Origin of the sequence: Micromonospora sp. NPDC005298 (assembly GCF_040607375.1) — a bacterium.
In the GTDB taxonomy this organism is placed as follows: domain Bacteria; phylum Actinomycetota; class Actinomycetes; order Mycobacteriales; family Micromonosporaceae; genus Micromonospora.
On record NZ_JBEXGP010000001.1, the window covers coordinates 859,079 to 871,694 of the forward strand.

Annotated in this window: 7 protein-coding genes; 3 read left to right on the top strand and 4 right to left on the bottom strand. The window is 72.1% G+C overall.

Features of this window, described 5'->3' with window-relative positions:
- Window positions 1-28: 28 nt before the first annotated feature.
- Together ABZS77_RS04090 and ABZS77_RS04095 are read left to right on the top strand one after the other, a co-directional pair.
- Entirely contained in the window at window positions 29-5,347 is a 5,319-nt protein-coding gene (locus ABZS77_RS04090; protein ID WP_354816744.1) for an amino acid adenylation domain-containing protein, read from the top strand.
- A 42-nt stretch (window positions 5,348-5,389) separates the two neighbouring features.
- Window positions 5,390-6,109: a protein phosphatase 2C domain-containing protein gene (locus ABZS77_RS04095; RefSeq protein ID WP_354816747.1), complete on the top strand. Its 720-nt coding sequence runs from the start codon at window positions 5,390-5,392 to the stop codon at window positions 6,107-6,109.
- Between the two features lie 61 nt (window positions 6,110-6,170).
- Here ABZS77_RS04095 and ABZS77_RS04100 read toward each other — a convergent pair whose 3' ends face one another.
- The 4 genes from ABZS77_RS04100 to ABZS77_RS04115 all read right to left on the bottom strand — a co-directional run bounded on the left by ABZS77_RS04100 (window position 6,171) and on the right by ABZS77_RS04115 (window position 11,065).
- The gene (locus tag ABZS77_RS04100) at window positions 6,171-8,858 is read right to left on the bottom strand and encodes a non-ribosomal peptide synthetase (protein WP_354816750.1); all 2,688 of its coding nucleotides are present in this window, start codon (window positions 8,856-8,858) and stop codon (window positions 6,171-6,173) included.
- A gap of 20 nt (window positions 8,859-8,878) precedes the next feature.
- Window positions 8,879-9,721 (bottom strand): mycofactocin-coupled SDR family oxidoreductase, encoded by an 843-nt coding sequence (locus ABZS77_RS04105; RefSeq protein ID WP_354816753.1) that lies wholly within the window; start codon window positions 9,719-9,721, stop codon window positions 8,879-8,881.
- On the bottom strand, window positions 9,714-10,424 hold the full coding sequence (locus ABZS77_RS04110) for an alpha/beta fold hydrolase (protein ID WP_354816756.1): 711 nt from the start codon (window positions 10,422-10,424) through the stop codon (window positions 9,714-9,716). Before ABZS77_RS04110 ends, ABZS77_RS04105 begins: the two co-directional genes overlap by 8 nt.
- Before the next feature lie 341 nt (window positions 10,425-10,765).
- Window positions 10,766-11,065, bottom strand: coding sequence for a MerR family transcriptional regulator (locus tag ABZS77_RS04115; protein ID WP_354816759.1), 300 nt, complete (start codon window positions 11,063-11,065; stop codon window positions 10,766-10,768).
- Window positions 11,066-12,135: 1,070 nt separating this feature from the next.
- Here ABZS77_RS04115 and ABZS77_RS04120 point away from each other — a divergent pair.
- The gene (locus ABZS77_RS04120) at window positions 12,136-12,339 is read left to right on the top strand and encodes a cold-shock protein (protein WP_013283833.1); all 204 of its coding nucleotides are present in this window, start codon (window positions 12,136-12,138) and stop codon (window positions 12,337-12,339) included.
- Window positions 12,340-12,616 lie beyond the last annotated feature (277 nt).

Sequence of the window (12,616 nt, forward strand, 5' to 3'; positions counted from 1 at the left end):
CCCGAACCACGTCGTCGAAGGAATCGTCATGACCGTCACCTCCAGCGCCTCCCGGCCGACGCCCCGGCGAGCCCGGACCACGATCGAGAAGCTGCCGCTGTCCCTGTCGCAGCAGCAGATCTGGTTCGTCGACCGGCTCCAGCCGGGCACGTCGCTCTACCACATCCCGATGCTCTTCCGGCTGCGCGGCCCGCTCGACCTGGCGGCCCTGGAGGCGAGCTTCCGGGAGATCGTCCGCCGGCACGACGTGCTCCGGGCGGCCTTCCCCGACGAGCAGGGCGTGCCCGTCCAGGTGGTCGCCCCCACCGTGCCGGTCGGCCTGGTCGAGCTGCACCACCTGGACGACCGCACCGGCGACGACCGCGCGAAGGCGCTCGACGCTCTCGTGGACGAGGTGTGCGGTGCCGCCTTCGACCTGGTGTCCGGGCCGCTGATCCGGGTCGCCGTGGCACGTCTCGCCGAGGACGAGCACGTCCTCGTCGTCGTCTGCCACCACATCGTCTTCGACGGCGGCTCCCGCGGCGTGCTCCTCGACGAGCTGCGGGTCTGCTACGAGGCGTACACGCGTGGCCAGACGCCGGCCCTGTCGCCGCTGCCGGCCCGGTACGCGGACTTCGTCGCCCGGCAGCGTTCGGCCGACTTCTCCGACCAGGTCACCTACTGGCGGGAGACGTTCGCCGAGCCGCCGAGCCGGCTCCAGTTGCCGACGACGCAGCCCCGCCCGGCCGTCCAGTCCCACCGGGGCGCCTGCCTCCGGGTCGACCTCGACCGGTCGTTCGAGGAGCGTCTGGTCGCCTTCAGCGAGGCCGAGGGTGTCTCGCTCTTCGCCACCATGCTCGCCGGCTTCGGTGCGGTGCTGGCCCGGCACAGCGGCCAGCAGGACTTCGCGGTCAGCGTGCCGCTGCTCGGCCGGCAGGACGCCGCCGACGACGCCCTGATCGGCTGTTTCATCAACACCGTCCCGGTCCGGATCGACGCCGGGCAGGGCCGGACGTTCCGGCAGCTGCTCGACCGGGTGTCGGACCGCCTGTCCGGGGCCATCGAGCACGGCGAGGTGCAGTTCGACCAGATCGTGAAGGCGGTGCAGCCGGAGCGGGATCCCAGTTACTCACCGCTGGCGCAGGTCTCCTTCGGTCTGCTGGGCGACGACGTGCTCGGCACCCCGGAGCTGTCCGGCCTGGACGTGGAGGGCATGGACGACCCGCGGACCACCGCGAAGTTCGAGCTGAGCCTCGACGTCCTGCGCACCGCGCACGGGCTGCGGGTGGAGGCGGAGTACTGCACCGACCTGTTCGACGAGGCGACCGTGGCGCGGCTGGTGGGTCACTGGCGTCAACTGCTCGGCGAGGCGGTCGCCACGCCGGACCGGCGGTTCGACGACCTCGGCATGCTGACGTCCGACGAGCGGGCGCTGATGCTCGGCCAGTGGAACGCCACAGGCACCGCGACCCCGCCGGCCGTGTGCATGCACGAGCTGTTCGAGGCGCAGGCCGCCGCGACTCCGGACGCCGTCGCCGTGGTGGCCGGCGAGGAGCGCCTGACCTACGCCCAGCTCGACCGGCGGGCCAACCAGCTGGCTCACGCGTTGCAGCGTCGCGGGGTGCGGGCCGAGACGAGCGTCGGCGTCTGCATGGACCGCACCGCCGGCACCATCGTGGCGTTCCTCGGGGTGCTCAAGAGCGGTGGTGTCTACGTACCGCTCGATCCCGGCTACCCGGCCGAGCGGCTCGCCTTCATGCTCGCCGACTCGCGGGTCGACGTGCTGATCGTGGACGAGACGGTCCGCGACACCCTGCCGGTCGGCGCGGCCGGGCAGCTCTGCCTGGACCGGGACGCGGAGCTGATCGACGAGTGCCCGACCAGCAAGCCGCCCACGGCGACCACGCCGGAGAACCTGTCCTGCATGTTCTACACCTCGGGTTCGAGCGGGGTGCCGAAGTGCGCGATGCTGACCCACGCCAACTACGTCCACTACGTGACGTTCTGGCGGGAGCGCTACCTGACCCGGACCCCGATGCGGGTCCACCTCCAGATGACCAGCTACGCGTTCGACATCTTCATCGCCGACGCGACCCGGGCCCTCTTCACCGGTGCCACCCTGGTGGTGTGCCCGCACGACGTGGTGATGGCGCCCGACCGGCTGTACGCGTTGATGTTGCGCGAGGAGGTCAACAGCGCCGAGTTCATCACGCCGATCCTCGCCGCGCTCGTCGACCACGTCGAGTCGGTGGGCGGCCGGATGGACTTCCTCGACCTGCTCATCGCCGGCAGTGACATCTGGTACGCCGGTGACTACCTGCGGGCCCGGGGGCTCTGCCGCCCGGACACGAAGATCATCGCTGCGTACGGTCTCAGTGAGACGTCGATCGACAACACCACGCTCGACGGCGAGGAGGTCGGCGACGACCTCACCGGCATCGTCCCCATCGGCCGGCCGGCCGACCGTACCCAGATCTATGTGCTCAACGACCGGTTCGAGCCCTGCCCGATCGGCGTCGCCGGGGAGCTGTACGTGGGCGGCGACGGCGTGGGCCGGGGCTACCACCGCCGTCCGGACCTGACCGCCGACCGGTTCCTGCCCGACCCGTTCAGCGGGATCCCGGGCTCCCGCCTGTACCGCTCCGGCGACCTGGCCTGCTACCGCCCGGACGGCATCCTGGAGATCATCGGGCGGGCCGACAACCAGGTCAAGGTCAACGGGTACCGCATCGAACTGGGGGAGATCGAGTCGGCGCTGCGGGCGCACCCGGCGGTCGACCAGGCAGTCGTGCTGGTGCACCACGGCGCCACCGGGCACGCCCGCCTCATCGGCTACGCGACGTTCCGCGCCGGCACCCGGTCCGACGCCGAGGCGCTGCGGGAGCACATGCGCGCCACCCTGCCCGGCTACATGGTGCCGTCCGTCGTGATCACACTCGACGAGTTCCCGTTGAACGCCAACGGCAAGCTCAACCGGCGGGCCCTGCCCGATCCGGCCGAGCAGACGGCGCCGACGCAGCGCCGGCCGGTCAGCCCCACCGAGGACCTGCTGATCGCCGTCTGGTGCGACGTGCTGGGGGTGACCGAGCTCGGTGTCGACGACAACTTCTTCGCCCTCGGCGGCAGCTCCCTGCTGATGACCCAGATCGTCGCCCGGGTCCGGCAGGGCTGGAACCTGGAACTGCCGGTGCGGTCGATCTACCACGCGCCGACCGTGGCCACCCTCGCCGCCGAGATCGACCGGGTACGGCGGGAGCGGTCGAGCATGCCCACCGCTCCGCCGATCACCGCTGGTGAGCGCAGCACGGGCCGACCGTACCCGCTCTCCTTCGCCCAGCAGCAGCTCTGGTTCCACGAGCACCTGGACCCGCAGGGCGCCACGTACCTGGTGCCGACGGTGCTGCGGCTGCGCGGCGAGCTCTCCCTCCCGGCGTTGCAGAGCGCCTGGGACACGGTGCTCGCCCGGCACGACGTCCTGCGTACCGTGCTGGTCTCCGTGGACGGTCAGGTGCAGCAGCAGGTCACCGCCGTACGGTCGCAGCCGTTGGAGGTCGTCGACCTCGCCGGGCTGCCCGTCGACGCGCGGGAGGCGGCGGCGCGGCGACACGTCGAGGAGGACGCGCACCTGCCGTTCGACCTGTTCGCGGCGCCACCGGTACGGGCCGGGCTGCTGCGTCTCGCCACGGACGAGCACGTCCTGCTGGTCACCGCGCACCACATCGCCACCGACGGCTGGTCCGGGCACGTGCTGCTGGACGAGCTGTCCACCGCGTACGCCGCCGCGCTGCGCGACGAGCCGGCCGAGCTGCCGGCGCTGCCGGTCCAGTACGCGGACTACGCGGTCTGGCAGCGTGCCCTGCTCGACGGCGAGCTGGGCGCGGCGCAGGCCCGGTTCTGGCGTGCGGCGCTCGCCGACGCGCCGGCCGTCGTCGACCTGCCCGTCGACCGGCCGCACGGCGACCTCACCGGCTACGCTGGCGGTTTCGTGCCGGTGACCGTGCCGGCGGCGACGGCGGAGGGGCTGGCCCGGCTGGGCCGGCGGCACCAGGCGACCGTCTTCATGACCCTGCTCGCCACGTACCACCTGCTGCTGCACCGCTTCACCGGGCAGCGGGACCTGGTGGTCGGGGTGCCGTCGGCGAACCGCACCCGCGTCGAGGTGGAACGGCTCATCGGGTTCTTCGTGAACATGCTGCCGATGCGGGTCGACGTGGACGGCGAGCTGACCTTCGCCCAGCTGATCGGCCGGGTCCGGGACGTCGCCCTCGACGCGTACGCGCACCAGGATCTGCCCTTCGAGCGGATCGTCGAGGAACTCGCCCCACCCCGCCACCCGTTGCAGAACCCGCTGTTCCAGGTCGCCTTCACCGTCGACGACCCGGCCCGGGACGCGGCCGGACTGCCGGGCCTGGAGGTCACCGAGTGGCCGACCACCCTCACCACCGCCAAGTTCGACCTGGGGCTCTTCCTGACCGGTGGCCCCGAGGAGATCACCGGTGGCTTCTCGTACCGCAGCGACCTGTTCGACGAGGAGACCGTGCGGCTCGTCGCCGACTCGTGGCTGGGGCTGCTCGACGCGGTGCTCGCCGAGCCGGACCGGCCGGTGGCCACGCTCCCGCTGGTCGGCGCGGACACCACGGTGAACGGCCGGCTGGTCCTGAACGGCCACGGCGAGCCGGTCCCGCCGGGCGTGGTCGGCGCCGTGTACGAGCAGGGGCCGGACGGCAGCCGTACGCCCACCGGGGAGTTGGCCCGGCGGCGGCGCGACGGCCGGCTGGAAGTCGTCTGCCGGGTCGACGAGGAGGTCTGGGTCCGGGGGGCCCGGGTCGACCTGGGCCTGGTGCGGCGGGAACTGGCCGGCTACGCCGGAGTCCGGGAGAGCCGGGTCACCGTGGTCGGGCCCGAGGGGGCACGCGTCGTGCGCGCGGAGGTCGTCCTCGACCCGTCGGCCGACCGGCAGGGGCTGACCGAGCACCTGCGGCGGAGGCTGCTGCCGCACCAGCGCCCCGAGTTGGTGCTGGACGACGGTGCGTCGGTGGCCGACGGTGTCGCCCCGACCGGCGGGGAACCGGCGGCCGACCCGCTCGTGGACCTGCTGGGGGCGATCTTCGCCGAGCTGCTGGAACGCGACGACCTCACCGACGACGACGACTTCTTCGCCGCGGGCGGCTACTCGCTGCTGGCGATGCAACTCGCCACGACCGTCGGTGAGCTGCTCGGCCAGCGGGTCTCCGTACGCACGATCTTCGAACACCCGACCCCACGGTCGCTGGGCGCGGCCCTGTCACCCCGGTTGTCCCCCGAGGTACGGCAGCGGCTGGAGCAGGCGGCGCTCGACGTGGCGCAGACCGGCCCCGGCGGGGCCTGACCAGCCCGCCGGCCGATCGACGACACGAGGAAGGACACGGACGTGGCTCTGACGCTCGTCAGCGCGGTGGTGAGCGACACCGGGCCGTACCGGACCAACAACGAGGACGTCGCGATCGCCGGGCGGCGGCTCGCGGTGGTCGCGGACGGCATGGGTGGGATGCCGGACGGCGAGGTCGCCAGCGATCTCGCCGTCCGCGCCCTGGAGCCGATGGAGCGCCTCGGCGACAACGATCCGGTCGCGGCGCTGCACGCCGCCTTCAACCGGGCCAACGACGCCATCGGGGCGGCGGCGGCCGGGTCGACCGAGCGTCAGGGCATGGGTACGACGATGACGGCCCTGCTCGCCGCCGGCAGCCGCATGGTCGTCGGACACGTCGGTGACTCGCGGTGCTACCTGCTGCGCGAGGGGCGTCTGCACCAGCTCACCCGGGACGACACGTACGTGCAGGCGCTCGTCGACCAGGGGGTGATCCGGCCCGAGCAGGCGCGCACCCACCCGCACCGGGCACTGGTCACCTGCGCCCTCCAGGGGACACCTGTCGATCCGACCATCACCGTGCTGTCCCACCTGCAAGGCGACCGGTTCATGCTGTGCAGCGACGGCCTGACCGACGAGGTGGACGACGAGACCATCGCGCACCTGATGAGCACCGTCGAGGAGCCGTACGAGTGCGCCGCGGCGCTGGTACGGGCGGCGATCGCGGCGGGCAGCCGGGACAACGTCACGGTCCTGGTGGCCGACGCGCGGCCGGTCGACTGAGGACATCGCACCAGGTCCCCCGGGGGCGGTCGGCCCGTCCGCACCGCGCCCGGGGCCGGGCCTAGCGGCCGGCGGGCTGCGCGTCGAGGTGACCGACGAGCCGGCGGATGCTGGGGTGGCGGTAGAGCTGACGCAGCGGCACCGGCGTCATCCCCCGGGTCCGCATCGCGGCGCTGATCCGCACCGCCAGCAGCGAGTTCCCGCCGAGTTCGAAGAAGTCGTCGTCGTCACCCACGGCCACCCCGAGCACCTCGCTCCAGACCGTCCGCAGCACGGTGGCCAGGTCGTCCGGGCCGGCGGCGGACTGCGTCGGCGGGGCCGGCACGGCGGCGGCCACCGGGGCGGGCTGGGCCGGCGGGGGGAGCCGGTCGGCGTCGAGCTTGCCGTTCGGGGTCAGCGGCAACGCCGGTACGACGGTGACGGTGGCCGGCAGCATGTAGTCCGGGAGCACGGTCGCGGCCCGACGCCGGACCTCGGCGGGGTCCGCCTCCGTCACCACGTACGCGTGCAGCCGCGCGGTGGCGGCATCGGCGGCGTCGTCCCGGCTGACCACCACTGCCGCCGCCCGCACCCGCGCGTCCTCCAGCAGCACGGACCGGATCTCGTCCAGTTCGATCCGGAACCCGCGCACCTTCACCTGGCTGTCGATCCGGCCCAGGTGCTCCAGGGCGCCGTCCGGCCGGAGCCGGCCCAGGTCGCCGCTGCGGTACATCCGGCCCTCGGCGTACGGGTCCGGCACGAAACGCTCATCGGTCAGCTCCGGCTGGTCGAGGTACCCGGCCGCGACACCGACACCGCCGACGCAGATCTCCCCGGGTACGCCCACCGGCGCGGGCCGGCCGGCGGCGTCCAGCACGTACAGGTGCCAGCCGGGCAGCGCCGGCCCGACGGACCTGGACGCCGACAGGGCGTGCCCCCGGTCCAGGGTCTGCGCGGTGACGTGGACCGTGGTCTCGGTGATGCCGAACATGTTCACCAGCCGGCAGGCGGACTCGGGGTGCCGGTCCAGCCAGCGCAGCAGCATCCGGGTGTCGAGCGGTTCGCCGCCGAACACCACCAACCGGGCCACCACCTCGTCGTGCGGCACGTCGAGGAGTTGGGCGAACGCCGACGGCGTCTGACTGAGCACGCTCACCCGCTCGGCCACCAGCAGGTCCCGGAACCGTTCCGGCTCCCGGGACACGAAGAACGGCACCACCACCAGCCGCCCACCGGTCAGCAGGCAGCCCCACATCTCCCAGACGGAGAAGTCGAAGGCGCTGGAGTGGAAGAGGGTCCACACGTCGGTCGGGCCGAGGCCGTACTCGTCGCGGGTGGCGTCGACCAGGGCGACGACGTTGCGGTGCGGCACCACGACGCCCTTGGGGCGGCCGGTGGATCCGGAGGTGTAGATGACGTACGCGGGGTCGTCCGGACCGACCGAGGGGAGCGGCTCGTCGTCGGGCGTGGCCACCAGGTCGGCCGGCCGGACCACGGGTACGACCGCCGGGAACCCGTCGAGCCGGGTGACGACGAGCCGGACCCCGGCGTCCCGGGCGGTGTGCGCCAGCCGTTCGGACGGGTACGCCGGGTCGGCCGGCACGTAGGTGGCGCCGGCCTTGAGGACGGCGAGCAGGGTGCAGACCAGTTCGGCCCCACGCTCCAGGCAGACGCCGACGCGGTCTCCCCGTCGGACGCCGGCGAGCCGCAGCCCGTACGCCATGCTGGTGGACCGCTCGTCGAGCTGCCGGTAGGTCAGCGAGTCCCCGTCGTCGGTGAGCGCGACGGCCTCCGGATGGGCGGCCGCCACCAGGCCGAACGCCTCGTGCACCGGGCGTGGGGTGGTGACCAGCGCTGGCGTGGGGCGGCCGAGGGCCACCACCCGGGTCGACGCGTCCGGATCGAGGAGGTCCACCTCCGTGGCGGGCAGCTCGGGACGCGTCAGCACCTGCCGGTGTACGTGCCGGAGACTGTCGACGAACTGGGCGGCCTGCGGCGGTGACACGTCCCGCAGGGAGTGGTCGCAGCGCACCTCGACGCCGCCGTCCGGAGTGGACTGGACGGTGACCGCCACGGCGACTCCGGCTAGGCGTCCGGGCCGGTACTCGTCGCCGACCGCCGCGACGAGCGCCGCCGTGTCGAGCGTGGCGGCGACCGGTCCGCTCGCTGGCCGGCTCCGCAGGTCGCCGAGCGTCCCCTCCAGCCGCACCTGAAGCGCGGTGGCGCCAACACCGATCAGCACCTGTCCGGTGGCGTCGTGGCCCCGGTACCCGTCCAGGGTGACGGCCAGTGCGGCGAGCCAGCTGGCCGGGGTGCCGGCCTCGTCGGCGGGAACCGTACGGCACACCGTCCCGTCACCCGTACCGTCTCCGTCGCCCATTCCCCAACTGGGCGGTGGGCCGGCGCTTACCGACGTCGGGCCGACGTGGGTGCCGCCGGCCGCCGGCTCGTCGGCAGCGGCCGGCGCGACGCCCCGCACGACGGCGGCCAGGTCGCGCAGCGCGGAGACCCCGAGCCGCTCCCGGTCGGCCAGCACCAGCAGGTCGCCCACCCCGTCGGAGTAGCGGAGCAGGACGGCGCGCGCCCCGGCGACCGGTCGCGCCAGCTCCCGCTCGCGGAGCCGGACCGATGCCGGGTGCGCGGCGGGGAACGGGCACTCCTGCACCCACAGCGGCACGTCGCCCACAGCGGACAGCTGGGCCGCGACAGAGGACGGATCGGCTGGCGCGGCCAACCGGACCCGTACGGCGTGACACGACAGGCCTGACACCACTGCTCTCCTCGGTGTGGTCAACGGACGGAGAAGCCGCCGTCCACGGTCAGTACGGACCCGGTGACCTGACGGGACTCGTCGCTGGCCAGGAACACCACCGCCGCGGCGACGTCCTCGGGCTCGATCAGCGCGTTCATCGGTTGGGCGCCGACGAATGTCTGTTCGTGGTCCGCGACGGGCACGTCGAGCGACCTGGCGATCTCCGCGAGCATCCGGCCCTCGACCTCCGGGGTGTCCCGCACCGAGCCGGGGCAGATGCTGTTGACCCGCACCTTCATCGGCGCGTAGTCGAGCGCGGCAGCCCTGGTCAACCCGATGACGCCGTGCTTCGCGGCGACGTAGCCGGCGAAGTTGCGGTAGCCGACCAGGCCGGCCGTGGAGGCGATGTTGATGATGCTGCCGGACCGGCGGGCGCACATCTGCGCACCCACCAACCGGATCATCCGCCACACGCCGGTCAGGTCCACGTCGATCATGAGGGCCCACTCGTCCTCGTCGATCTCGTGGATCGGCTTGCCGGAGGGCGCCGCGATGCCGGCGTTGTTGACCACCACGTCGATCCGGCCGAAACGGTCGACGGCGCGCTCGATCGCCGCCCTCAGTGCGGCCATGTCGCGTACGTCGGCGGTAACCGGCAGCACGGCGGCACCGGCCTGGCCGCACAGCGACGCGGTGTGGGCGAGCTGGCTGGCGGTCCCGAGCGGGTACGGAACCCCGGGCAGGTCCGCGCAGGCGTCGAGCAGGACCAGGTCCGCCGCGTTCTGCGCGCAGGCCACGGCGGTGGCCCTGCCGAGGCCGCGGGCGGCGCCGGTGACCAGGACGACCTTGCCCTCCAGGCGGCCGCGGCTCGGCTCAGTCAAGGGTCGACGTGAAGAGTTGGACGACCCGGGGTGCGGCGTCGACGAGGTACATGTGGCCGCCCGGAACCTCGTGGTACGTGAAGGTCCGGTCGGTCGCCTTGGACCAACCGGCCGCATCGTCGGCGCTCACCAGGCTGTCCTCGACCCCCCGCAGCGACGTGATCGGCACCGGCAGGGGTTCGGTGGTGCTGGGCAGGTAGTTCTCGTGCATCTCCACGTCCGCCCGCAGGGTCGGCAGCACCAGCTCACGCACCTCGGGATCGTCCAGCGCCTCGTGGTCGAAACCGGCGAACTCGGCGACCCCGGGCAGGAAGTCGTCGTCCGGCAGCCCGGTGATCCGGCGGGACCGCTGCACCGACGGCTGCGGCGACCCGCTGACGAACAGGTGCCGCACGTCGAACCCGGGGAGCCCGGTGAGCCGGTGCGCCAGCTCGTACGCGAGGACCGCGCCCAGGCTGTGCCCGAACACCGCCACCCGCGCCGGTGCCGTCACCACATCAAGCAGGTCGGTCAGCAGGCTCTCCGTGGCGGCGCGGGCGTCCCGCAGGGGCTCCTCGTCGATCCGGCGTTCCCGGCCCGGCAGTTGCAGCGGAAGGATCTCCAGCGTGCGACCGGCGAGCTCGCGCCACGGGTGGAAGAACGAAACACCGGCGCCCGCGAAGGGTACGCACACGACGATGGTCTTGCTCAGATCGGCAGTCAAGAGTGGCTCCATGCAACGTCTACGTAGCTGTGGTCCGTGGTGGCGACGGGCCGTTGATGCCTGACGCTCGACGGTGTGGGCCCGTGCCCGAGGTCGACGTCCCGCGCCGTCGGAGGTGGGCAGGCAGGGCGAAGGCCGCCCCGTTCACTCGTCGGCGGCAAGCCTAGCAAGGAGCCTGCCTGCGCAGGTGCCCGCGCAGGGGATGGCCGATCCGGCCGCACACCCCGATCGGCGACCTCCGGCGGTGTGCGGGAAGGAGGGGACAGGCCGTCGCCGCGCTCAGCACCGAGGTGCGGCGGGTCCGCCGTGGCTCGCGACAACTCACCTCGAGCGCAAGGCGGTCACTGGCGGTGCCGGTTCTGCCGCAGGGCCTCCTCGAGCTGGTCCTCGAGGATGATGATCCGGCACGCGGCCTCCAGCGCCGTACCTTGGTCCACCATCTCCCGGACCCTCGCGGCCAGCCGCAGCTGATAGCGGGAGTAGCGGCGGTGCCCGCCGGACGAACGGTATGGATCGATCAGCTTCGCCTCGTCCAACCTGCGCAGGAACTCCTGCGTGGTACCGACGATCTCCGCGGCCCGACCAATCGTGTACGCGGGAAAATCCTCGTCGCCGAACATGTCATCGGGACCTCGGCCCATGTCACCTCCACGTCGAGGGCCCCGGCGCTCACGCGCCGGGGCCCAGGGTTACGGGTCTTGAACACCATCTACCGACAGACGCGTCGGCTTGTCCTGTCCACACCAGCCATTCGTGCAGGCTTCAGGTGCGAGGATCGCGTAAGCGTGACCGGAGACCACCTCTCGTTCGATGGAAACTGCGGTGTCCGCCCGGCCCCAACAGCGACCGGTAGCGGGCGATCCAACGGTGTAGAACCTTCCCTTTCCTCTGCTTCTACTTGCCGAACTGTCAGTTGGCGTGAGAGCCCCACGCAACGTCATGGCTCCACACGCGCGCGAACTGTCAGCTGGAGCCCTGAACGTGCCTCGGCCCCACCTGCGGCGCCCCATCATGCGAATCAGGGGCTTGCATACCTCTACCGCCGTTCTGGCGGGAGCGGCCACCTGCACCGATCCCCACCTCTGACCGTCGCGACATCGCAGCCGGTCAGCCCGTCTTCGTCTTCACGTGCTCATCCATCAACAGGAGCAACCTTAAACGAGCCGATCCAGAAAGTCTAGGAGACTGGGTACAGGTTTTTTGTTGCCCGAGCGGGGGAGTCTCGGCTGGCGGCGGGGCTGTGGCCTGAGGCGAGGGATGACGTGTCCGGGTCGGCGTCGAGGAGTTCGCTGACCCGGGGCCAGCGGGACCCCCGTCTCGGCGATGGTCCCGATCCGGATGAGTCGCACGACCGCGGCCGCGTGGTGCCCGTGGTCCCGGGTACTGATCGGCCAGCCCGGCTCGGGACCCTGCGGGATCCCCTCCGAAGTCCTTCGCCGCGGGCGAGGCGGTCGGGCGCGCCGAGCGCTGGCGTTTGTGGATGACCGTGCCGGGGGTCGGTCCACTCGCCGCCACGGGATCGACGGCCGGTGATATGCTACGGTAGTCGAGTTGCAGTTTTGATTTCCGTAGACGTTTTCCGGCGCCTGATGGGGCATCTGAGACCCATCCAGGCGCCTTTCGTTTTTCGTGTCGTTTCGGCGCGGGTGATCAACGCGGCGGCGTAGGGGTCCGCACAGTGCGGTCCCTAACAGCCTGCGAAGGAGCAGACATGACTACAGGCACCGTGAAGTGGTTCAACGCCGACAAGGGCTTCGGATTCATCAGCCCGGACGATGGCGGCGCAGACGTCTTCGCCCACTTCTCCGCGATCTCGGCGAGCGGCTTCCGCAGCCTCGACGAGAACCAGAAGGTGGAGTTCGACATCACGCAGGGCCAGAAGGGCCCGCAGGCGGAGAACATCCGCCCGCTCTGATCCAGACTCTGTGAACGGCGGCCCGACTGGTTCAGCGGGCCGCCGTTCGGCGTTTCATGCGCTCGCCACGGCATCGCGAGACTCCTCCAGCGGATGCCACCCCGGGTGAACCGGTGCCAACGCGGGTCACCGAAGCAGGCCGCCGGCCCGCAAGCCTGGGTTCGTGTGCTTGAGATGTGGCCCTGGGCTGGGAGAACGGCGGTCCGGGGAACGCAGGCGAACGTGGGCCACTCCCTGCCACCCCAGGTGAACCCCCGGTCGCTAGACTAGGCGCTCG